At 64.9% G+C, this 20,896-nt stretch carries 22 protein-coding genes; 20 read left to right on the top strand and 2 right to left on the bottom strand.

What is annotated here, in order from left to right:
- The first annotated feature begins 178 nt into the window (after window positions 1-178).
- From ACIQT2_RS04240 to ACIQT2_RS04200, 9 genes are all read left to right on the top strand, one after another.
- Window positions 179-913 (top strand): response regulator transcription factor, encoded by a 735-nt coding sequence (locus ACIQT2_RS04240; protein ID WP_400331466.1) that lies wholly within the window; start codon window positions 179-181, stop codon window positions 911-913.
- Window positions 900-2,090, top strand: coding sequence for a sensor histidine kinase (locus ACIQT2_RS04235; RefSeq protein WP_402943885.1), 1,191 nt, complete (start codon window positions 900-902; stop codon window positions 2,088-2,090). The genes ACIQT2_RS04240 and ACIQT2_RS04235 overlap by 14 nt, the downstream gene beginning before the upstream one ends.
- Window positions 2,087-3,634, top strand: coding sequence for a molybdopterin-dependent oxidoreductase (locus ACIQT2_RS04230; protein WP_402943882.1), 1,548 nt, complete (start codon window positions 2,087-2,089; stop codon window positions 3,632-3,634). Before ACIQT2_RS04235 ends, ACIQT2_RS04230 begins: the two co-directional genes overlap by 4 nt.
- A 73-nt stretch (window positions 3,635-3,707) precedes the next feature.
- On the top strand, window positions 3,708-4,946 hold the full coding sequence (gene glp, locus ACIQT2_RS04225) for a gephyrin-like molybdotransferase Glp (protein ID WP_402943879.1): 1,239 nt from the start codon (window positions 3,708-3,710) through the stop codon (window positions 4,944-4,946).
- The gene (gene moaC, locus ACIQT2_RS04220; RefSeq protein WP_400331476.1) at window positions 4,934-5,473 is read left to right on the top strand and encodes a cyclic pyranopterin monophosphate synthase MoaC; all 540 of its coding nucleotides are present in this window, start codon (window positions 4,934-4,936) and stop codon (window positions 5,471-5,473) included. The genes glp and moaC overlap by 13 nt, the downstream gene beginning before the upstream one ends.
- Window positions 5,470-5,973, top strand: coding sequence for a MogA/MoaB family molybdenum cofactor biosynthesis protein (locus ACIQT2_RS04215; protein ID WP_402943875.1), 504 nt, complete (start codon window positions 5,470-5,472; stop codon window positions 5,971-5,973). The genes moaC and ACIQT2_RS04215 overlap by 4 nt, the downstream gene beginning before the upstream one ends.
- Window positions 5,963-6,418: a molybdenum cofactor biosynthesis protein MoaE gene (locus tag ACIQT2_RS04210; RefSeq protein ID WP_402943872.1), complete on the top strand. Its 456-nt coding sequence runs from the start codon at window positions 5,963-5,965 to the stop codon at window positions 6,416-6,418. Before ACIQT2_RS04215 ends, ACIQT2_RS04210 begins: the two co-directional genes overlap by 11 nt.
- A gap of 41 nt (window positions 6,419-6,459) precedes the next feature.
- Window positions 6,460-7,218: a 4-hydroxy-tetrahydrodipicolinate reductase gene (gene dapB, locus ACIQT2_RS04205; protein ID WP_402943869.1), complete on the top strand. Its 759-nt coding sequence runs from the start codon at window positions 6,460-6,462 to the stop codon at window positions 7,216-7,218.
- Window positions 7,219-7,222: 4 nt separating this feature from the next.
- Window positions 7,223-7,711 carry a hypothetical protein gene (locus tag ACIQT2_RS04200; RefSeq protein WP_400331487.1) on the top strand — a complete coding sequence of 163 codons (489 nt, stop codon included), beginning with the start codon at window positions 7,223-7,225 and terminating at the stop codon, window positions 7,709-7,711.
- Here ACIQT2_RS04200 and ACIQT2_RS04195 read toward each other — a convergent pair.
- A complete protein-coding gene (locus ACIQT2_RS04195) occupies window positions 7,687-8,922 on the bottom strand; it encodes a heparan-alpha-glucosaminide N-acetyltransferase domain-containing protein (RefSeq protein WP_402943867.1) in 1,236 nt (411 codons plus the stop codon). The genes ACIQT2_RS04200 and ACIQT2_RS04195 overlap by 25 nt on opposite strands.
- A 109-nt stretch (window positions 8,923-9,031) precedes the next feature.
- Here ACIQT2_RS04195 and ACIQT2_RS04190 point away from each other — a divergent pair, with 109 nt between their 5' ends.
- The 7 genes from ACIQT2_RS04190 (at window position 9,032) to ACIQT2_RS04160 (ending at window position 16,685) form a co-directional block, all read left to right on the top strand.
- Window positions 9,032-9,379, top strand: coding sequence for a hypothetical protein (locus ACIQT2_RS04190; RefSeq protein ID WP_402943865.1), 348 nt, complete (start codon window positions 9,032-9,034; stop codon window positions 9,377-9,379).
- Window positions 9,380-9,437: 58 nt separating this feature from the next.
- On the top strand, window positions 9,438-10,349 hold the full coding sequence (dapA, locus tag ACIQT2_RS04185) for a 4-hydroxy-tetrahydrodipicolinate synthase (protein ID WP_402943863.1): 912 nt from the start codon (window positions 9,438-9,440) through the stop codon (window positions 10,347-10,349).
- A gap of 27 nt (window positions 10,350-10,376) precedes the next feature.
- A complete protein-coding gene (locus tag ACIQT2_RS04180; protein ID WP_397324015.1) occupies window positions 10,377-12,068 on the top strand; it encodes a ribonuclease J in 1,692 nt (563 codons plus the stop codon).
- A gap of 75 nt (window positions 12,069-12,143) precedes the next feature.
- Window positions 12,144-14,987 (top strand): DNA translocase FtsK, encoded by a 2,844-nt coding sequence (locus tag ACIQT2_RS04175; protein WP_402943860.1) that lies wholly within the window; start codon window positions 12,144-12,146, stop codon window positions 14,985-14,987.
- 23 nt (window positions 14,988-15,010) lie between these two features.
- A complete protein-coding gene (gene pgsA / locus ACIQT2_RS04170; RefSeq protein ID WP_400331502.1) occupies window positions 15,011-15,613 on the top strand; it encodes a CDP-diacylglycerol--glycerol-3-phosphate 3-phosphatidyltransferase in 603 nt (200 codons plus the stop codon).
- Window positions 15,610-16,113: a CinA family protein gene (locus ACIQT2_RS04165; protein WP_402943858.1), complete on the top strand. Its 504-nt coding sequence runs from the start codon at window positions 15,610-15,612 to the stop codon at window positions 16,111-16,113. Before pgsA ends, ACIQT2_RS04165 begins: the two co-directional genes overlap by 4 nt.
- Before the next feature lie 137 nt (window positions 16,114-16,250).
- Complete coding sequence (locus ACIQT2_RS04160) at window positions 16,251-16,685, top strand: helix-turn-helix domain-containing protein (protein WP_021472656.1); 435 nt, start codon at window positions 16,251-16,253, stop codon at window positions 16,683-16,685.
- 61 nt (window positions 16,686-16,746) lie between these two features.
- Here ACIQT2_RS04160 and ACIQT2_RS04155 read toward each other — a convergent pair whose 3' ends face one another.
- Window positions 16,747-17,283, bottom strand: a complete 537-nt coding sequence (locus tag ACIQT2_RS04155; protein ID WP_400271310.1) for a MarR family winged helix-turn-helix transcriptional regulator — start codon at window positions 17,281-17,283, stop codon at window positions 16,747-16,749.
- 69 nt (window positions 17,284-17,352) lie between these two features.
- Between ACIQT2_RS04155 and ACIQT2_RS04150 the strand changes: the two genes are divergently transcribed.
- The 4 genes from ACIQT2_RS04150 to miaB all read left to right on the top strand — a co-directional run bounded on the left by ACIQT2_RS04150 (window position 17,353) and on the right by miaB (window position 20,895).
- On the top strand, window positions 17,353-17,547 hold the full coding sequence (locus tag ACIQT2_RS04150) for a DUF3046 domain-containing protein (protein ID WP_400331664.1): 195 nt from the start codon (window positions 17,353-17,355) through the stop codon (window positions 17,545-17,547).
- A 246-nt stretch (window positions 17,548-17,793) separates the two neighbouring features.
- Window positions 17,794-18,834 (top strand): recombinase RecA, encoded by a 1,041-nt coding sequence (gene recA, locus ACIQT2_RS04145; RefSeq protein ID WP_364160281.1) that lies wholly within the window; start codon window positions 17,794-17,796, stop codon window positions 18,832-18,834.
- Window positions 18,824-19,366 carry a regulatory protein RecX gene (locus tag ACIQT2_RS04140; RefSeq protein WP_402943854.1) on the top strand — a complete coding sequence of 181 codons (543 nt, stop codon included), beginning with the start codon at window positions 18,824-18,826 and terminating at the stop codon, window positions 19,364-19,366. The genes recA and ACIQT2_RS04140 overlap by 11 nt, the downstream gene beginning before the upstream one ends.
- The gene (gene miaB / locus ACIQT2_RS04135; RefSeq protein ID WP_402943851.1) at window positions 19,366-20,895 is read left to right on the top strand and encodes a tRNA (N6-isopentenyl adenosine(37)-C2)-methylthiotransferase MiaB; all 1,530 of its coding nucleotides are present in this window, start codon (window positions 19,366-19,368) and stop codon (window positions 20,893-20,895) included. The genes ACIQT2_RS04140 and miaB overlap by 1 nt, the downstream gene beginning before the upstream one ends.
- Window position 20,896 lies beyond the last annotated feature (1 nt).

The raw sequence follows: 20,896 nt of genomic DNA, 5'->3' as shown, positions 1-20,896 counted from the left end.
ATCAAGGCTACGTCAAGCGGACGTGATCCGTGACACCGGCCACTTCGCAGTCCACGCATTGGACCTGCGCAGGCAGTCATATCCGGCTGGAACTGCCAGTTCTTACGGAATCCGTACGCTTGCTGTCGCCGGCCCGGATTCGGGTGCCGCGCCCCGGCAGCGAACCTATGCTGAAAGCGTGAGCACGCAATCGGCAGCACCAGCGACGGAAACCGGAAACCGCCGCATCCTCCTGGTGGAGGACGAAGAGACCATCGCCGGAGTGGTCCGTGACTATCTCCTGAAAGCGGGCTTCCAGGTGGATATCGCCGGGGACGGCTTCACTGCCCTCAAACTTGCAGCGGGCCGGCAGCCGGACCTGGTCATCCTCGACCGGATGCTGCCCGGACTTGACGGCGTGGAAGTTTGCCGCCGGCTGCGCTTGAGCATGAGCGTGCCCGTCATCATGGTGACGGCGCTCGGCACTGAAGACGACCGGATCCTGGGCCTGGAAATGGGGGCGGACGACTACGTGACCAAGCCGTTTTCGCCGCGGGAGCTCGTGCTCCGCGTGAAATCAGTGCTTCGCCGAAGCGTCAAGGAGTACGCGCCCGAACCTACCGTGGAGTTGGCCGGGTTCGTCCTGGACCCGGCATCCCGAACTGTCACCCACCACGGGACAGCCTTGACGTTGACAGTGCGGGAATTCGACCTGCTGGCGTTCCTGCTCCGGAGGCCCAACCAGGTCTTCAGCCGCGAGGAGCTCATCAAAGCCGTGTGGGGCTGGGACTTCGGGGACCTCTCCACGGTGACGGTCCATGTGCGCCGGCTCCGGGAAAAGATCGAGGACAATCCCACCAAACCCGAACTGCTCAAGACGGTGTGGGGCGTCGGCTACCGGTTCGATTCAGGAGACGGCCTTGCAGGGCAATGACCTGGCCACCATCCTCGCATGGGTGCTTCTCTGGGCGGTGGTGATCGGGACGGCCACCCTGTTCCTGCTCCGCGCCCTGCGGCGGGCCTCGGTCCTGGTTCAGATTTGCCTGGTGGTGGTGGCTACCGTCGCCGTGCTCGTGGCGGGGATGGTCAGCGCCTTCAATGCCATGTTCATCTCCGCCAGGGACCTCGAAGTCATGTGGTACATCCTTGCCATGGCCTCGGTGGTCGCGGTGTCGTTGTCCCTCATGCTGGGTGCCGGAGTTTCGCGGAACGCGGCCCGGTTGGTGGACGCCGCCCGCAGGCTGGGCCGCGGGGAAACCCTGGAGACCGCGGACAACCAGCAGAAGGCCGCCCCGGCCATGACGTCCGAGCTGGCCGGGCTCGCGCAGGAATTGGAGGCCAGCAGCAGGCGCCTGGCGGAGTCCCGGGAACGCGAAGCAGCGATCGAGACCGCCCGCCGGGAGCTGGTCTCCTGGATTTCCCACGACCTGCGGACCCCGCTCGCCAGCATGCGCGCCATGACCGAAGCTCTGGAGGACGGCATGGCCTCGGACGTTTCGGCCTACTACCGGAAGATCATTGGCCAAACCGAGCAGATGACTGCCATGGTCAACGACCTCCTCGAGTTGTCGAAAATCCAGGCCGGCTCGCTCCAGTTGCGTGCCGAACCCCTGGACCTCTACGACCTCGTGAGCGATGCCTTGTCCGATGTGGCTCCTTTGGCGGCGAAACGCGGCATAACGCTGGACGGCGGTGGCGACCGGGAATGCATGGCAGTCGCTGACGGTCCGAGCGTGGCAAGGGCGCTCCGGAACGTCCTGCTGAACGCCATCATCTACAGCAAGCCTCATACGGACGTGCATGTGACCGTGGGTCGGGACGACGGCCACGCGGTGGTCGCCGTGCAGGACCGTTGTGGGGGAATCCCGGCCGAAGACCTGCCACATCTGTTCGAGACCGGTTGGCAGAAGGACCCCGCCCGGGGGAGCGCAGCCGGACTGCAGGGGAGTTACAGCGGGGCCGGGATCGGTTTGAGCATGGTGGCAGGGATCGTGAAAGCCCACGGTGGAAGGGTCAGCGTGGAAAACGTCGACGGCGGTTGCCGCTTCGCACTCTCACTGCCGGCTGGCGGAGGTACTGTGGCGAACAACGTCCAGGGAGGGACTGCATGAGAAGAAGGGCCGGAAGGTGGGCCGCCGGGGCAGGAGTTGTTGCCGGTGCCGCCGGGATTGCCGCAGGGGAGCTCACTGCAGGCTTGCTGAGTCCGTTGGTCTCGCCGGTCACTGCCCTGGGCGGCGCGGTGATCGACGCCGTTCCCCCGGGAGTGAAGGACGTGGTGATCCAGCTCTTCGGAACGGCGGACAAAATCGTGCTGGTCGCCTCGATTGTGCTCGTGGCTGCGGTCCTTGCCGCGGTGGCAGGCGTGCTGGAACGCCGTCGGAAGGGCCTGGGACTGGCCTTGGCGGGCCTGGCGGGCATCGCCGGGCTCACGGCCGTCCTGACGCGGGCCCAATCCACTCCGCAAGCCGGGTTTGCCCCGATCGTTGCCGCCGTGGTGACCATGGTGTTGCTCCGGACGCTCGTGCGGCGGCTGCTGGAATGGGCGCCGCCGGAGGACCGGAAGGAGCCTGCCGGAGAGCCTGGACCGCTGGCGCGCCGCAGCTTCCTCAATGCCATGGCCGTGACCTCCATAGCCGCTGCCGTGGCGGGCGTCGTCACAGTGGTCCTCACCCGGGCCACCGCGGTCGCTTCGGGCTTCCGTGGCTCGCTGACGCTGCCGTCCGCCGTGACCGCACCGCAGCCGGTCCCCGCTGGAGCCTCCTTGGCCGTTGACGGCATCAGCCCCTTGGTTACGTCCAACGAGGATTTCTACCGGATCGACACTGCCTTGACCGTCCCGGCCATTGATCCACCGTCCTGGAAGCTGAAAGTGACGGGAATGGTGGAGCGGGAAGTCGACATCGACTTCGCCACGCTGCTCACCAAACCCATGACGGCCCGGCACATCACCATCGCGTGCGTCTCCAACGAGGTGGGGGGAGAGTTGATCGGCAACGCACTGTGGCTCGGCTGGCCGGTCCGTGAACTCCTGGCCATGGCGGGCCCCCAACCCGGAGCGGACATGGTGCTCTCCACGAGCAATGATGGATGGACCGCGAGCACGCCGCTCGAGGTCCTCACCGATGACCGGGACGCCTTGTTGGCCGTCGGCATGAACGGCGAGCCGCTGCCCTTGGAGCACGGCTTCCCCGTCCGCATGATCGTGCCGGGACTCTACGGATTCGTCTCGGCGACCAAGTGGCTCACGGAACTCAAAGTGACCCGCTTCGCCGACGACACCGCATACTGGTCCACGCGGGGGTGGAGCGACCACGGACCCATCAAGACGCAATCACGGATCGACGTACCCCGCAGCGGCCGGACGGCCAAGGCCGGAACAGTCCGGTTTGGCGGCGTAGCGTGGGCACAACATCGCGGGATCAGCCGCGTGGAACTGCGCGTCAACAGGGGAGCCTGGCAACAGGCAACGCTCGCAGCGGGCATCTCCAACGACACGTGGTACCAGTGGCAACTGGGAATCGACCTGGCTCCCGGAGACTACGAGGTCCAGGTCCGGGCCACCGACCTGACCGGGCAGCCCCAAAGCGAAAACCGGGCCCCCGTGGCCCCCGACGGAGCCACCGGCTACCACACGATCAACCTGAAGGTGGCTTGAGGCCCTACTCTGGGTAGGGCCGGACAACTCCGGATCCCAAGCTTGAAGACTGCGCAACCACAGGAGGACCTCCGTGCCCAGATCTGTTGCAGACCACCGTGCCGCCGTGGTGGAGCTGCTCACTGCCCGGTTGGTGGACACGACGCAGCCCTCGGACAGCGCTGCTGTACAGAACCAGGGCAGCGATCACGTGCCGTTGCTGGAGGCACTGGGCCGGGCGCTCGCCGTCGACCTCCACGCCCCGTGCTCCCTGCCGCCCTTCGACAACTCCCAGATGGATGGTTTTGCCGTCCGGACCTCTGATCTTGCCGATGGTGGTGCGGTGCTGAAAGTGGCAGCTCCGATCCCGGCAGGCGCGGCCCCCGAAGCGCTGCGGCCAGGCTTTGCCGTGCCCATCATGACCGGCGCCATGATCCCGGAGGGTGCCGATGCGGTCGTGCCCATCGAGAAGGCCGTCCCGGACACCTTCCCTGCGCCGGGTGCCGACGCCGAGGTCCGGCTTCCGGCCACCGACCCCGGCACGTTCGTCAGGAACGTGGGCAGCGACATAGCCGAGGGCCAACTCGCCCTGGCAGCCGGTACCCAGCTGGGCCCTGCCCAACTGGGATTGCTCGCGGCGTTCGGACTGACCACGGTGGAAGTGCGCCGGCCCGTCCGCGTCCTCCTGGTGACTACGGGCGACGAAGTGGTTGAACCTGGACAGTCCCTCACTGCGGGAAAGATCTTCGATTCCAACGGCACGTTGCTGGAAGCCTCCATGCGGCAGGCCGGCCTCGAGGTGGTTCGGACGGGAATCTCGGACGACCATCCGGAATCGCTCCTTGCGGTCCTTCGCGGGCATGCCGCCCAGGTAGACCTGATGGTCACCACTGGTGGCGTCAGCAAGGGGGCCTACGAGGTGGTCCGCCAAGCACTGGCTGCTGAAGACGTCGACTTCGTGCCGGTTGCCATGCAACCCGGCGGCCCACAAGGCATTGGCCGCTTCCAGGGCGTTCCGTTCCTGGGCTTCCCGGGCAATCCGGTCAGTTGCCTCGTCTCGTTTGAAATGTTCCTGCGCCCGGCACTGTCCCAGGTGCTGGGAACCCCGGCGCCCCGACCGGTCCAACAGGCCCGCCTCGCGGCGGGCCTGACGTCGCCGGACGGCAAGCACCAGGTGCGGCGCGGCAGGCTCTCCAACGGTGTATTCCGCATGGAGGGCGGGGCGGGCTCGCACTTGGTCCATGCGTTGGCCCGCTCCAACGCCCTGGTACAGATCCCGGCGAACGTCACGGAACTGCCCGAAGGGGCCGAAGTGGAAGTATGGGTACTGTGAACCACCTTTCCAATGAGCCGGGCGAGCTGACGCATCTCCGGCAGGACGGGACGGCCCAGATGGTGGACGTCTCCCACAAAGCAGTCACCACCCGCGAAGCCACAGCCACGGCGACCGTCCGGAGCACCCCGGAGGTGCTTGCCTTGCTGGGCTCCGGCGGCCTTCCCAAGGGTGATGCGCTGGCCGTAGCCCGCGTGGCCGGAATCATGGCGGCGAAAAAGACTCCGGAACTGATCCCGCTTTGCCATCCCCTGCCGATTTCCAAGGTCACCATCGACTTTGAGCTGGACCGCGCATCGGTAACCGTCGTGGCGACGGTCAAGACGCGTGGGGTGACCGGCGTGGAAATGGAAGCGCTGACCGCCGCGTCCGTGGCGGCCCTGAGCGTTTACGACATGATCAAGGCCGTGGACAAGCACGCCGTCCTGACGGACATCCACGTCCTGGCCAAGAGCGGCGGCAAGAGCGGCGACTGGACCATCACCGGACAGGGCGTCCCGGCCGAGCCGGGAGGTGCCGCTGAATGAGTGCGTGCGAGCCGAACACCCACGGTCCGCGGAAGGCCGGCGTCGTCATAGCCTCCACGCGGGCGGCGGCAGGAATCTACCGCGACGAGACCGGGCCCGTCATCCTGGACTGGTTGGCGGAACACGGTTTCGAGACGTTCCCCGCCATGGTGGTCCCTGATGGGGAGCCGGTTGGCGCGGCCCTGCGGGCCCTGCTGACCCAACAACCCGCCGTCGTGATCACCAGCGGCGGTACGGGCCTCAGCCCGGATGACCGGACGCCGGAAATGACCTTGCCGCTCCTTGACCGGGAGATTCCGGGAATCATGGAGGGCATCCGCAGGGCGGGTGCTGCCAAGACGCCCATGGCGATGCTCAGCCGCGGCCACGCCGGGGCCGCCGGACAGACGTTCATCATCAACCTTCCGGGCTCCCCGAAGGGTGTCATGGACGGCCTGGCCGTGCTCGATCCGCTGATCGGACATCTTTGCGAACAATTGGAAGGAAGCCATGCCCACTGAAACAGACTTCGAAGTCGTCAACGCCGTGCTCAGTGCCGAGGCGATCTCCGTTGACCAGGCGATCGCCGCCGTCGAATCGGAAACCTCCGGTGCGGTGGTGAGCTTCAGCGGCGCGGTGCGCAACCACGACGCCGGCAAGGCCGTGGACCGGTTGAGTTACAGCGCCCATCCCACTGCGCACCGCACCATGACCGAGGTGGTGGCACAGCTGGTGGCCGAACATGCCGGGGAAGCCTCGCAGCCGGTGCGCATCTGGGCAGCCCACCGGATCGGCACGTTGGAAGTGGGGGATCCCGCACTGGTGTGCGCGGTGGCCGCCGCCCACCGCGGACAGGCCTTCGCGGTCTGCTCCGAACTCGTGGACCGGATCAAAGCGCAGGTTCCCATCTGGAAGGAACAATTTTTCACCGACGGCACCGTCGAATGGGTGGGCGCCGGGGAGTAACGGTTCCGGGGCCTGCCCGACCCGACGGTAGGCTTAAGGGCATGACCGAACAACTTGCCGTAGCAGTGCTGGGCGCCAACGGGCGCATGGGAATCGAGGCCGTGAAGGCAGTCGAGGCCGCCGAGGATATGACGTTGGTGGCTGCCCTCGGCCGAGGTGATTCCCTGGAGACGCTGCTCGAGGCAGGTGCGCAGTACGTGGTTGACCTGACGGTTCCGGATACCACCGAGGCCAACGTCCGCTTCGCCGTTGAGCACGGCATCCACGCCGTTGTGGGGACCACCGGCTGGGACGCCCAGCGGCTGGCATCGCTGGGTGAACTGCTGGAACAGAAGCCCGGTACGGGTGTCCTGATCGCTCCCAACTTTGCTTTGGGGTCCGTCTTGGCGTCGGCCTTTGCCGCCAAGGCGTCGCAGTACTTCGAATCCGTCGAAATCATTGAACTGCACCACCCGAACAAGGTGGATGCACCTTCCGGTACTGCCGTGCGCACCGCCCAGCTGATTGCCGAAGCCCGCCAGGAGGCAGGCGTCCCGGCCAGCCCTGACGCCACGGAATCCGAACTGGATGGTGCGCGGGGCTGCGACGTGGAAGGAGTGCGCGTGCACAGCGTCCGCCTTCGCGGCCTGGTGGCGCACCAGGAGGTGCTTTTCGGCGGTCCGGGTGAACAGCTGACGCTTCGCCACGACTCCTTCGACCGGGCGTCGTTCATGCCCGGCGTGCTGCTGGGGCTGCGGAAAGTTGCCGCGCACCCCGGCCTCACCGTGGGGCTGGACGGTTACCTTGACCTGGGGCTTTAGCACCATGGGCAGTTTGTGGCAGGCATTGAAGAAGAACCGCACCAAGATCTGGGTCGGGGCGATCACGTTGCTCCTGGTGCTGTACCTGGTGGTTTCCCTGCAGCGGTCTCTGCTGTTACTGGGCGATCCCAGCCTCGTTGCCAAGGGAATCGGCGCCGCGTACCTGGTGTTGCCCGTTATCGGTGCGTGGGCGCTGATCCGGGAACTGCTGTTTGGTGCCCGCACTGAGCAAATGGCCAAAGTCCTTGAATCCGAAGGCGGCCTTCCGGTCGACAACCTGCCGCGGACTCCCGGCGGACGGATCGTCCGCGCCGCAGCCGACGCCGAGTTCGAAAAGTACAAGGCCGAAGCCGAGGCGGCTCCCGAGGACTGGCGCTCCTGGTTCCGGCTTAGCTGCGCGTACGACGCCTCGGGAGACCGGAAACGCGCCCGCGCCTCCATGCGCGACGCCGTTAAGCTGTTCCGCTCTCAGCCCACCGCTGCGGGGCGGTAGCTGCCCAGCCGGGACGCCTGGTGGGCGAGCCATTCAAGGGGGCCGCGACGCCGCAGCAAGGCAAAACAAGCGCCAATGGATACTGCGGCCAAGGCTTGTGCCCAGTACATGCCTTCGTCCGTCCAGCCTGCCGGCAGCGGGTTGCCGGCAAAACCCGAAACAACCCAGACGTGGGCTGTGTACAGGGTCAGGGTCATGGCTCCAGGGCCGCTGAGGACCACAAGGAAGTTGACCTTGAGACGCTGGGCCACCCTGCCGAGGAGAAGGAACACGCCGGTGACGGCTGCGGCAACGCCGCTGGTGTGCAGCAGGTCCAACGTGGTTCCCGCATGCGGCGACGCTGTGGCAAGCCACCACCAGGAACCGGTTTGCTGGAGCCCGGTGAGGTTGACCTGGAGCATGCTCTCCAAGGGATAGCCGCGGGTTTGCGGGAGCGCTTCCAACGCAGCGCGGCCGCCCCACGATTCCATGGCTGCTGTTCCCGCGAGTTTTGCTGCCACTGCCGCTGCCGTGCCCGCCCCCACCAGCAGCCACTGGACGCGAACGGTTGTGAGGGCGAGGCGGCCGATGACCAGCCCGATCAGCAGGTACGCCATCCACTGGAACACCGGGTAATAGCCGGTGAAGAAGAGATCCGCGAGGAGCTTGCCGGGCGTTTCGAGGTCATCGGTGCCAGGGTTATGGCCCAACTGCAGGGGTGGGTTGGCCTCCAGGAGCAGCGGGCGGACCAGATAGGCCAGGACCGGCGCGGCCAGTACCCAGCCGGCGGCCCAGGCACACAGGGCCTTGAGCCGAAGGCCCAGGAACGGCAGGACGCAGAGGAACAACACGGCGTAGTGGACCAGGATGATGGCGATGTTGACGTCGAGGCCACCGAGCATCAGCCCGACGACGGCAATCACCAAGGCCCGCAAGGCGACGCCGCGCCGCGCAGCCCACAGTCCGGAACCCTGCCGGGGCTCCTGTTTGCCGGTTGAGAGCGCCAGGCCAATGCCCGCGAGGACGGCGAACAAGGCCGAAGAGCGCCCGGAAAACGTCAGGCCAACCCAGGTGGGTGCCCACTCCGGTGCCGGCCCAAAGGTTGGTACCAGATGGGTTGCCATCATGCCCAGGAGTGCCGCGCCCCGTGCGGCGTCGATCCCGGTGAGGCGTGTGGCGAGCGTGCTGCCGCCGGGAGATTCCCGGGATGGAGCCGTCTCTCGCCACGTCATGAAGTGATCGTCTCATGGGCTGCTGTGAAGGCGCTGTGCCGGCAGTGGGATGGTCTTTGGCGGATGCCTGCCCTTGTTTTTCGAAGATATGTTCGAATAATATGGCTTCATGAACAATGCTTCCGAACCCGCGGATGGCCTGGCTGGTCCCATGAAGGCGATGAGCCCCGGTGTGGTGGACTTCCTGTTCAGGCAACTTGTTGCGGGGGAGGCGCCCGAGGATGTCCAGTGGCGTCGCGAGGGTGTGGTGCTGGGGGAGCAGGCTCCCGGGGCGGAATTGGCCCGGCGCCTTGCTGAAACAGACCTTGAAGCCCTCACCCCGCTGGAGCTCTTTGAGTATGTACGGGCATCGCAGCGGCTCGTGGCGTGGGCCGAACAGCTTAAGGAGCGGGCTGTCGCGCACTATTGTGCCGAGGAGCCGAGGCATCGGACCGTCCGCCCGGCCTCTACCCCATGACGACCATCACGCGGACCGTATTCCCATAACCCGCGCGGGACAGGGTAACGTTTTTCCTATGTCTGACTCCCGCGCCCACATTCCCGCTCTTGGTACCCTGCTGACCGCCATGGTCACCCCGTTCACCGAGGACGGCAAGGTCGACTACGACCAAGCCGCGGCGCTGGCAGAAAAGCTCGTGGCAGATGGCTGCGATGGCCTTGTAGTTACCGGTACCACCGGTGAGACGTCCACCCTCACTGACGATGAAAACATCGGCATGTTCCGCGCCGTCAAGGACGCAGTCGGCGGCAAGGCAGCGATCATTGCCGGCACCGGCACCAACGACACCGCACACTCCGTCCACCTCTCCCAGCGTGCCGCTGAGGTAGGCGTCGACGGCCTCCTGATCGTCACCCCCTACTACAACAAGCCAAGCCAGTCCGGTGTGCGCGCGCACTTCGAGACCATTGCGTCCGCCACCGACCTCCCGGTGATGCTCTACGACATCCCCGGCCGCTCCTCCATCCAGATTGCTCCCGAGACCATGATTGCCCTGGCCAAGCACCAGAACATCGTGGCCGTCAAGGACGCCAAGGCCGACTTCGCCGCCGCCACCCGCGTGATGGCCGAGACCGACCTCGTCTTCTACTCCGGGGACGACGGGCTGACGCTGCAGTGGATGGCGCTCGGTGCCGCAGGCCTGGTGGGGGTCACCACGCACGTGGCGACGCGCCGCTTCCGCGAGCTGATCGACGCGGTCAACGCGAACGACCTCGCCACGGCAAGGGCCATCAACTTTGAATTGGAGCCCGTGGTTCGCGCAACCATGACCCGGGTCCAGGGCGCAGTAGCCGCCAAGCAGATTCTCAAGTGGCAGGGAGTCCTGCCCAACTCGGTTGTCCGTTTGCCTCTCGTGGAGCCGGACCAGGCCGAGATCGACACCATCCGCGGGGACTTGGCGGAAGCTGGAATGGACTTCAACGTCTAGGACGGTTCCGCCGGAAAGTAGCTGAATATGACCCAAACCGCCCTTCCTGGACTGGTTACTCCGCCGAAGCTGCCGCAAGGCACGTTGCGGATTGTTCCGCTCGGTGGGCTGGGGGAGATCGGCCGCAACATGGCGGTCTTCGAGATCAACGGCAAATTGCTGGTTGTGGACTGCGGCGTGCTCTTCCCGGAAGAGACGCAGCCCGGAGTGGACCTGATCCTGCCTGACTTCTCGTACATCGAGGACAGATTGGACGACGTCGTGGGCGTGGTGCTGACGCACGGCCATGAGGACCACATCGGTGCTGTACCGTACCTGCTGCGCCTCAAGGCAGACATCCCGCTGATCGGTTCCCAACTCACCCTTGCCCTGGTGGAAGCCAAGCTGCAGGAACATCGGATCAAGCCGTACACGCTGACCGTGACCGAAGGGCAGGTTGAGCAGTTCGGCCCCTTCGAGTGCGAGTTCGTTGCCGTCAACCACTCCATCCCCGATGCCCTGGCCGTGTTCCTCCGTACTGAGGGCGGAACGGTCCTCCACACCGGCGACTTCAAGATGGACCAGTTGCCGCTCGATGGCCGGATCACCGACCTTCGGCACTTTGCCCGCTTGGGCGAAGAAGGCGTGGATCTTTTCATGGCCGACTCCACCAACGCCGATGTTCCCGGCTTCACCACGGCGGAGAAGGAGATCGGTCCCACGCTGGACAACCTCTTTGCCCAGGCGAAGAAGCGCATCATTGTGGCGTCCTTCTCTTCGCATGTGCACCGTGTCCAGCAAGTCCTGGATGCCGCGGCCAAGCATGGCCGCAACGTCGCCTTCGTGGGCCGCTCCATGGTCCGGAACATGGCGATTGCCGCCAAGCTCGGATACCTGGACGTACCGCCGGGCATCCTGGTGGACATCAAGAACATTGACGACCTCCCGGACAACCGGGTGGTCCTGATGTCCACCGGTTCCCAGGGCGAGCCGATGGCCGCGTTGTCCCGCATGGCCAACGGAGACCACCGCGTGGTGGTGGGGCAGGGCGATACCGTCATCCTTGCTTCCAGCTTGATTCCGGGCAACGAGAATGCCGTGTTCCGCATCATCAACGGACTCTTGAAGCTCGGCGCAGCGGTGATCCATAAGGGAACAGCGAAGGTCCACGTGTCCGGCCACGCTGCTGCCGGAGAATTGCTCTACTGCTACAACATCCTGGAACCGCTTAACGCGATGCCCGTGCACGGCGAAACCAGGCACCTGATCGCCAACGGCAGGATCGCCGAGGAATCCGGCGTTCCCACCGAGGGCATCATCCTCAGCGACAACGGCACGGTCATCGACCTCAAGGACCACAAAGCAGACATCGTGGGCCAGGTGGAAGTGGGCTTCGTCTACGTGGACGGCTCCAGCGTCGGGGAGATCACGGACGCGGACCTCAAGGACCGCCGCATCCTTGGTGATGAGGGCTTCATTTCCGTCATCACGGTCATCAACCGCACCACGGGCAAGATCGTCTCCGGCCCGGAGATCCACGCCCGCGGCGTGGCGGAGGACGATTCCGTGTTCGACGAGATCATTCCCAAGATCAATGCCGCCCTCGAGGAAGCCGTGCTGAGCCACGCCGACCACACCAACCACCAGTTGCAGCAAGTGGTGCGCAGGGTCATTGGCACCTGGGTCAACCGCAAGCTGCGTCGCCGCCCCATGATCATCCCGGTGGTCCTGGAGGCCTGACGTGCCGGCAACATGCACCCCGAAGAGGGCCTGAAATCCGCGGATTTCGGGCCCTCTTCGGGTAGCGTTGCGACTATGGCGACCCGTACTTCCTCCACGCCACGAGGCAGCTCCAGCAATAAATCCGGCACCGGCCGAGGCGGAGCTGCAAGCAAAAGCACCGCAGCCCGGAACAGCCGCGGCAGTTCCGCGCGGGGAAAGCAGGCCGCCGTCGAGCCCCATGCGCCGCTGCCGGTCCGGATGCTTTCCGGTGCCTGGCAGGGCATCGGCCACGTGGTGGGCGCCGGCGTGCGCCGCATCGGTTCGGACGTCAGCGATCTTGATCCCGGGGACCGCCGTGATGGCGCCGCGCTCTTCAACCTTGTCCTTGGCATAGCAATCGCCACCTTCGCGTGGTGGGGCTGGACAGGTTGGCTTCCGGACGTCGTTTACAGCGTGGTCAACGGCACCTTTGGCTGGATGTCATTGCTGCTTCCCTTCATGCTTTTTGTCTGCGCCTTCCGGCTGTTCCGCAAGCCGCAGGACGGGCGGGGCAACAACCGCGTAGGCATCGGCTTCATGGTCATGACATTGGCCGGTTCGGCCCTGGCCCACATCATAGGCGGCCAGCCCACGGTGGCGGACGGCTTTGACGGCCTGCGACGGGCAGGCGGAATGCTTGGTTTCCTCGCCGCGGCTCCGCTGGCGGCGATCCACGTGGCTGTTCCGGTCCTCATTTACAGCCTGCTGGCCTTCATTTCCTTGCTTATCGTCACGGCAACACCTTTTGGTGCCATTCCTTCACGGATCCGTACCGGGTACGAGCACCTCATGGGTGTGGACCTGGAAGAGGCCCGTGCCGGCCAGGACGCGCACGACCGCAGCTACCTCTATGGCGAGGAGCCGGCGGCGAAGCCCAGGAAGAAACGCACCCGGCTCTTTGGCAAGGATGACGAGTCCGAGGCCAAGCTTGAAGGCTACGTCGGAGACGAGGCCTTCGAACACGCAATAGTGGACGACGACGAGAATCCAGCGCCGTCCGCACCGCGCGTACCGCCGGGGGTGCGCCGCCCGACGCAGGCGGAGATCGCCGTCGGGAAGATCAAGGCAGCCCAGGGACTCGGCGCGGCACCTGGCCTGGACAATCCCACCGAAGCCATCCCGGTCCTGACACCGGAAATGACCACCCCCGTGGCCCAGGTACCGGCCAAGCCCGCCGGCGCGCCTTTGCCGCAGGCGCCCATCCCGCAGCGCACGGAACAGCTGTCGCTGGCAGGGGATGTGACGTACACCTTGCCTGCCTCGGATTTCCTGACGCCGGGGTCCATTCCGAAGGAGCGCACGGAGGCGAACGACGCCGTCGTGGCAGCCCTGACCGACACCCTGACGCAGTTCAATGTGGACGCCTCGGTGACCGGCTTCAGCCGCGGACCCACCGTCACCCGGTACGAGATCGAACTGTCTCCGGGAACCAAGGTGGAACGCGTCACGGCGCTGTCCAAGAACATCTCCTACGCCGTGGCGTCCAGCGATGTGCGCATCCTGAGCCCCATCCCGGGGAAGTCGGCCATCGGCATCGAGATTCCCAACTCGGACCGTGAGACCGTTTCCTTGGGCGACGTCCTGCGGAGCCAGAACGCCCGCCGAACGGACCACCCGATGGTCATGGGCGTCGGCAAGGACGTGGAGGGTGGCTACGTAGTGGCCAACCTCGCCAAGATGCCCCACCTTCTGGTGGCCGGCGCCACCGGTGCCGGTAAGTCGAGCTTCGTGAACTCCATGATCACCTCGCTCCTGATGCGCGCTACGCCGGACGAGGTCCGCATGGTCATGGTGGACCCCAAGCGCGTGGAGTTGACCGCATATGAGGGCGTCCCGCACCTTATTACGCCCATCATTACCAATCCCAAGAAGGCGGCCGAGGCCCTGCAGTGGGTAGTCCGGGAAATGGACGCCCGCTACGACGACCTCGCCAATTACGGCTACAAGCACATTGACGACTTCAACAAGGCCGTCCGTGCCGGCAAGGTCACACCGCCGGTGGATTCCAAACGGGTCATCAAGCCCTACCCGTACCTCCTGGTGATCGTGGACGAACTCGCGGACCTCATGATGGTTGCTCCGCGCGACGTCGAAGATTCGATTGTCCGCATCACGCAGCTGGCCCGTGCCGCCGGTATCCACCTGGTCCTGGCCACCCAGCGTCCGTCCGTGGACGTGGTCACGGGCCTCATCAAAGCCAACGTGCCCTCCCGCATGGCCTTTGCCACTTCCTCCGTCACGGACTCCCGCGTTGTGCTGGACCAGCCGGGTGCCGAAAAGCTCATCGGCCAAGGTGATGCCCTCTTCCTGCCGATGGGTGCTTCCAAGGCCATGCGCGTGCAGGGTGCCTGGGTATCCGAGTCGGAAATCCATAAAGTGGTGGAGCACGTCAAGGGGCAACTCCAGGCCGTCTACCGGGACGACGTCGCGGCCGACGCGCCCAAGAAACAGATCGACGACGACATCGGAGACGATCTCGAGGTCCTGCTCCAGGCCACCGAACTGGTGGTCACCACGCAATTCGGTTCCACCTCGATGCTCCAACGCAAGCTCCGTGTTGGCTTCGCCAAGGCGGGCCGGCTGATGGACCTGCTGGAATCACGGGGCGTCGTGGGTCCGTCCGAAGGATCCAAAGCCCGCGATGTCCTGGTCAAGCCGGACGATCTCGCTGCCGTCCTGGCGGCGATGAAGGGCCAGGAAGCACCTGCCGCGCCGGACGCGCAGACGGCGGCACTGAGCGATAACGCGAACGCGAACATCGCCGCGGGCGGGTACGCAGAGGACCTGGTAGCGGCGGACCTCGACAACCGGACGCAGGCGGTCGACTATTACGACGGCGCCGATGGTTCCGATGACGATGAAGGCGGCGAAGACGCCTGGTCGCTCACTGGCCGCTGATCTCCAGACGGTAGCCTAGAGGGGTGACTACAGCCGAGGGCGACAACGCCACGTCGAGCAGTTCCGATGTTTGGAACCTGCCTAACATCCTGACGATGCTCCGCATTGTCCTGGTTCCTTTCTTTGTCTGGTTCCTGCTTGCCGACGACGGTCAGCACGGATGGTGGCGCTGGGCGGCGGTGGCCGCGTTCGCCGTCGCGATCTACACGGACAAGCTCGACGGCGACATCGCCCGGGCGCGCGGCCTGATCACCAACTTCGGCAAGATCGCCGATCCCATCGCGGACAAGCTGCTCATTGGCTCCGCCCTGGTTCTGCTCTCCGTGCTGGGCGAGTTGCCCTGGTGGGTGACCATCCTGATCCTGGTGCGTGAGTGGGGGATTACCGCGCTGCGTTTCGTCGTGATCCGCTACGGCGTGATGCCTGCCTCCCGCGGCGGAAAGCTGAAGACGGTGGTCCAGACAGTGGCGATCTTCCTCTACACCCTTCCACTCAAGGCCATTGCGCCGTGGCTCGTCGATGTTGCCTTCTGGGTGATGATGGTCGCCTTGGCCATCACGTTGTGGACCGGCGTCGAGTACGTGGTCCAGGCACTGAAGCTCCGCGCCGCCGGACGCCGCGCATGAGTTCGGTCCCCACCGCGGCTGAAACCGCGACGGCGGCAGTCGCCGAAGCGATCGAACGGCACCTGACGGTGGCCACTGCCGAGTCCTTGACGGCTGGGATGGTGGCGGCCACGTTGGCAAACACGCCCGGTGCTTCCGGGATGCTCCAGGGCGGTGTGGTGGCTTACCAGAACACCGTCAAGGCGGGCGTGCTCGGTGTATCCCGGGAGTTGCTGGACGCAGCAGGTTCGGTGGACGGCGATGTTGCCGTGGCCATGGCCGAAGGAGCCCGCCGGGCTTGTGGCGCCGATGTGGGAATTTCCACCACGGGGGTGGCCGGGCCGGAACCGCACGACGGCAAGGCCGTCGGCACCGTCTTCATCGGGGTTGCCACGGAGACTGGCAGCCGATGGTTTGAATACTCCTTTTCGGGGGACAGGCAAGATATCAGGGAACAAGCGTGCGCGGGTGCCCTGGAGCGGCTGCTTGCGGCCGTACGTGGGCTTGGTTACCGTTCGTAAAGTAGCCGGGAACAAAAACTGATTGCCAATAGTTGTGTCATTGTGTCGCTTCGGAATGGCCGGGGCGCCTAGGATGTAGAAACCAACCCGGTCCGCCAGCCAGCGGACCGGAAGAACGAGGGAGCAAGGCGATACAGATGGTAAAGCAGCCCGTATCCGTGAACGGCGTTGTCCGCTGGAAGGATGTGGGCTTGGCTGATCAGGCACAGAGCGAACAGAAGGAGCGCAAAATGGTTGTACTACGCCACGAGATCGGTGATGTACTGCGCGATGTCCGCCAGCGTCAAGGCCGTACCCTTCGTGAGGTCTCACACAGCGCCCGCGTTTCACTGGGCTACCTGAGCGAGGTTGAACGTGGCCAAAAGGAGGCTTCTTCCGAGCTCCTGTCCTCGATCTGCACCGCATTGGACGTTCCGTTGTCCAGCATGCTCCGCGAAGTCAGCGACCGCGTTGCAGTTGCAGAGGGCGTCGCTGTTCCGGACACCGTTCCGCAGGAGTTCTCCCAGCGCTACGGCCGCGATCTCGATCTCACCGACGATTTCGGCCAGGGCATGCTCTCCGGAGCCCGGTAACCAAGCACCAAAGTCATTGGAAAAGGTCCCCAGCCGTTTGGCCGGGGACCTTTTCTTCGTCCTAGTCCGTGGCTTCGCCCGGCTCGTTGTCCTTGAGGGGAACCTCCCTGAGGAGGGGATCGCTGTAGACGGCGTTGAGGCGGCCCATGTAATCGGCCAAGGTCTTGACGTCTTCCAGCGGCCATTCGCCAAGCCTTTCGCGGAAGACCTGCCGGCGCGCGTCCTGCACCTGGTGCATTTTCTCTTCGCCCTTGTCCGTCAAACGGATGGACTGTGCCCTGCCGTCCTGCGGGTCAGCTTCCTTATAGACCAGGCCGATGCCTTCCAGGAAGGCGATCTGCCGGCTCACTGAGGGCTTTCCCACGCCAATGCAGGTTGCCAGGTCCGTCAGCCGGATGGGACCCTCGCGGCGGATGATGGTCAGCAGGCCGTAGGCAGCCGGCTCCATGTCCGGGTGGACTTGGCGGGACAATTGATGCGAAATCGAGCGGGCGCGGCGCCAGAGCAGGCTCAGCTGGTGTTCCACCTGCTGAAGGGCGTCGTCCACGTCGTCACTGGCAACGGCCGGTGCGGGCGCGCTGGGAAGAGGATTGCTCATGGCAACCATTCTAAGGTCCGGCAAGCATGAGAGACTCTATCCGTGAGGGCGAGTGACTTCTGGCGGTTGATGGACGACGAATTCGGCACGGGCTATTCCCGGGTCCTTGCAGGCTCCCTTGTCCTGGCCGGCGTCGGGGGACGGACTGCGGTGGATGCACTCGCCGCGGGTTTCCCTCCCCGGGAGGTCTGGATCGCGGTCTGCGATGTCCAGGACGTGCCCCTTGAGCGGCGCTTGGGCCGGGACATCAAACCCCTCAGCTAGCCGCACTTGACGGGTCCGGCCGGTGACACGCCGCCGCATTGTTCGAATATCTGTTCGGATGGGGATATGCTCCTGTGAGAGGAAAATTGATCCTGAGCGGCGATTTCCCAGGCAGTCCGCAGCTGTTTTCCACATAGGCAAAGCGGGCTGAGCAAAAATGTCAGGGCCCCGTAATAGCGTCAGACATGACAAGGAAAGCGGCCGTTCAGGCCACTCCACAGCGAGAAAGCATCAGAGGTGTGAACCATGGCGGCAACCCCGGATCGTGAGAAGGCGCTCGAAGCAGCGCTTGCCCAGATCGACAAGCAATTCGGCAAAGGCTCCATCATGCGCTTGGGTGACGATACCCGGGCTCCCATTGAGGTCATTCCCACCGGCTCCATCGCCCTGGACGTGGCGCTCGGCATTGGCGGGCTGCCCCGTGGCCGTGTCGTAGAGATCTATGGTCCGGAATCCTCGGGTAAGACCACCGTTGCCCTCCATGCCGTAGCCAACGCCCAGCGCAACGGCGGCATTGCAGCCTTCATTGACGCCGAACACGCCCTGGACCCTGACTACGCCGCAAAGCTTGGCGTGGACACTGACGCCCTGCTCGTTTCGCAGCCGGATACCGGTGAACAGGCGCTGGAAATCATGGACATGCTGGTGGGCTCCGGCTCGCTGGACATCATCGTCATCGACTCCGTGGCCGCTCTTGTTCCGCGCGCGGAAATCGAAGGCGAGATGGGTGACTCGCACGTCGGCCTCCAGGCCCGCCTCATGAGCCAGGCCCTGCGAAAGATCACCGGTCGCCTGAGCCAGACGAAGACCACCGCCATCTTCATCAACCAGTTGCGTGAAAAGATCGGTGTGTTCTTCGGGTCGCCGGAAACCACCACCGGTGGTAAGGCCCTGAAGTTCTACGCGTCCGTCCGCATTGATGTCCGCCGTATCCAGACGCTCAAGGAGGGCGCGGACTCGGTGGGTAACCGCACCAAGGCCAAGATCGTCAAGAACAAGATGGCCCCGCCCTTCAAAGTCGCTGAGTTCGACATCATCTACGGCCAGGGCATTTCCCGCGAGGGTGGCATCATCGACATGGGCGTTGAGCACGGCATCATCAAGAAGTCCGGCTCGTGGTTTACCTACGATGGCGACCAGTTGGGCCAAGGCATGGAGAACTCGCGCCGGTTCCTGCGCGACAACCCCGAGCTTGCCCAGGAACTGGAGCGCCTCATCAAGGAGAAGCTGGGCGTTGGCGTCAAGCCCGAAGAGGACACCCCGAAGCTGAAGGCCGTTGACGGATAGGTTCGGGCCGGACCCGGATTCCCCCGTCGCGGACGACCCCGAGCCTGACCCCAAATCCGTGGCGCGTGCCATCGTCCTGCGTCAATTGACCATGGCGCCGCGGAGCCGCCTTCAGCTTGCGCGCAAGCTGGCCGAGCGAAAGGTTCCCGAGGACGTCGCGGAAGCAGTCCTGGACCGCTTCGAAGAAGTGCAACTCATTGATGACGCGGAGTTCGCTCGCATGTGGGTCCGCAGCCGTTCGCAAAGCAAGAAGCTTGCCAAGGGGGCGTTGCGCCGGGAGCTTTCAGACAAAGGCATCGATCTGGATCATGCCGAAGAGGCCCTGTCCCAGCTCAGTGACCAGGATGAAGAGCGGGCTGCGCGGGAGCTCGTTGAGCGCAAGCTCAGGCCCGGACTTGACCTTGCGGACCGTGCCGAGCGCGACAAGTACACCCGGAGGCTTGCCTCCATGCTGGCCAGGAAGGGCTACGCGCCCTCCCTGGCGTTCAGGATCGTCGGTGAGGTACTGGACGAAGCCGGTACCCTTGAGTAGTGAGTTTGACCATTCCTTCCCCTTCAGCAGATTCAACGCAGCCCTCCCTTGAGCCACGGACCTATCAAGTCCGGACTTTTGGTTGCCAGATGAACGTCCACGATTCCGAGCGCATGGCCGGACTCCTGGAGGACGCCGGTTACGTGCCGGCTGAGGGTGAGCTTGCCGACGTCGTGGTGTTCAACACCTGCGCGGTGCGCGAGAATGCGGACAACAAGCTCTACGGGAACCTCGGACAGTTGCGCCAGGTCAAGGCCGCCAACCCCGGAATGCAGATCGCGGTCGGCGGGTGCCTGGCCCAGAAGGACCGCGAAACCATTGTCCGGAAGGCGCCATGGGTGGACGCCGTGTTCGGAACCCACAACGTCGGGGCACTCCCGGCTTTGCTGAACAGGGCACGCCACAACAATGAGGCCCAGCTGGAGATCCTCGAGTCACTCGATGTCTTCCCTTCCACGTTGCCCACCAAGCGTGATTCCGTGTATTCGGGGTGGGTTTCCATCTCCGTTGGCTGCAACAACACCTGCACCTTCTGCATCGTGCCGTCGCTGCGTGGCAAGGAGAAGGACCGCCGCCCCGGTGAAATCCTCGCGGAAATCCAGGCGCTGGTGGACGACGGCGCTGTTGAAGTGACGCTGTTGGGCCAGAACGTGAATTCCTACGGCGTGGAGTTCGGCGACCGCCTGGCCTTCTCCAAATTGCTCAGGGCATGTGGTGGCATCGAAGGCCTGGAGCGTGTCCGCTTCACCAGCCCGCATCCCGCCGCGTTTACCGATGACGTTATCGACGCCATGGCAGAGACAGCCAACGTCATGCCCCAGCTGCACATGCCGCTGCAGTCCGGCTCGGACAAGGTCCTCAAGGACATGCGCCGCTCCTACCGGTCCAGCAAATTCCTCGGCATCCTGGACAAGGTCCGTGAACGGATCCCCAACGCGGCGATCACGACGGACATCATTGTGGGATTCCCCGGCGAGACCGAGGAAGACTTCCAGGCCACCCTGGACGTCGTGGAACAGTCCCGGTTCGCCTCGGCCTTCACCTTCCAGTACTCCAAGCGGCCAGGCACCCCCGCTGCCGATCTTCCGGAACAGTTGCCCAAGGCCGTTGTCCAGGAACGCTACGAGCGGCTTACGGCCCTCCAGGACCGGATCGCTGCTGAGGAGAATGCCAGGCAGCTTGGCCGCAGCGTTGAAATCCTCGTGACAGCGCAGTCGGGTCGCAAGGCGGAGGAGACGCATCGGCTGTCCGGGCGTTCCAAGGACCAGCGGCTGGTGCACTTCTCGGTGCCCGAAGGCTCCGAGACACCCCGGCCCGGCGATTTCGTCACCGTAACCATCACCGAGGCCGCCGCCTTCCACCTTGTGGCCGATCCTGCTGGACCCACGGACTACGTCCTTCGCCGTTCCAGGGCCGGCGACGCATGGGACCGTGCGCAGGCTGACAGCTGCGGGGTTCCTGCCCCTGGCGCCGGCAGCGCGAAGACCGGCGTATCGCTGGGCATGCCGGCCATTCCTGTCCGCCGCTGAA

This window comes from Paenarthrobacter sp. NPDC090522 (assembly GCF_044769225.1).
Lineage (GTDB): Bacteria > Actinomycetota > Actinomycetes > Actinomycetales > Micrococcaceae > Arthrobacter.
The sequence above is the reverse complement of the archived record's forward strand: the minus strand, read 5'-3'. Positions and strand labels throughout refer to the sequence as shown.

Coding starts and splice junctions, on each gene's coding strand:
- dapA (WP_402943863.1), top strand. CDS start 9,438: ATGTCTGACTCCCGCGCCCACATTCCCGCTCTTGGTACCCTGCTGACC.
- ACIQT2_RS04180 (WP_397324015.1), top strand. CDS start 10,377: ATGACCCAAACCGCCCTTCCTGGACTGGTTACTCCGCCGAAGCTGCCG.
- moaC (WP_400331476.1), top strand. CDS start 4,934: ATGGGTACTGTGAACCACCTTTCCAATGAGCCGGGCGAGCTGACGCAT.
- ACIQT2_RS04230 (WP_402943882.1), top strand. CDS start 2,087: ATGAGAAGAAGGGCCGGAAGGTGGGCCGCCGGGGCAGGAGTTGTTGCC.
- recA (WP_364160281.1), top strand. CDS start 17,794: ATGGCGGCAACCCCGGATCGTGAGAAGGCGCTCGAAGCAGCGCTTGCC.
- ACIQT2_RS04200 (WP_400331487.1), top strand. CDS start 7,223: ATGGGCAGTTTGTGGCAGGCATTGAAGAAGAACCGCACCAAGATCTGG.
- ACIQT2_RS04160 (WP_021472656.1), top strand. CDS start 16,251: ATGGTAAAGCAGCCCGTATCCGTGAACGGCGTTGTCCGCTGGAAGGAT.
- ACIQT2_RS04150 (WP_400331664.1), top strand. CDS start 17,353: ATGGACGACGAATTCGGCACGGGCTATTCCCGGGTCCTTGCAGGCTCC.
- ACIQT2_RS04215 (WP_402943875.1), top strand. CDS start 5,470: ATGAGTGCGTGCGAGCCGAACACCCACGGTCCGCGGAAGGCCGGCGTC.
- ACIQT2_RS04155 (WP_400271310.1), bottom strand. CDS start 17,283: ATGAGCAATCCTCTTCCCAGCGCGCCCGCACCGGCCGTTGCCAGTGAC.
- dapB (WP_402943869.1), top strand. CDS start 6,460: ATGACCGAACAACTTGCCGTAGCAGTGCTGGGCGCCAACGGGCGCATG.
- ACIQT2_RS04210 (WP_402943872.1), top strand. CDS start 5,963: ATGCCCACTGAAACAGACTTCGAAGTCGTCAACGCCGTGCTCAGTGCC.
- ACIQT2_RS04195 (WP_402943867.1), bottom strand. CDS start 8,922: ATGACGTGGCGAGAGACGGCTCCATCCCGGGAATCTCCCGGCGGCAGC.
- ACIQT2_RS04190 (WP_402943865.1), top strand. CDS start 9,032: ATGAACAATGCTTCCGAACCCGCGGATGGCCTGGCTGGTCCCATGAAG.
- ACIQT2_RS04175 (WP_402943860.1), top strand. CDS start 12,144: ATGGCGACCCGTACTTCCTCCACGCCACGAGGCAGCTCCAGCAATAAA.
- ACIQT2_RS04165 (WP_402943858.1), top strand. CDS start 15,610: ATGAGTTCGGTCCCCACCGCGGCTGAAACCGCGACGGCGGCAGTCGCC.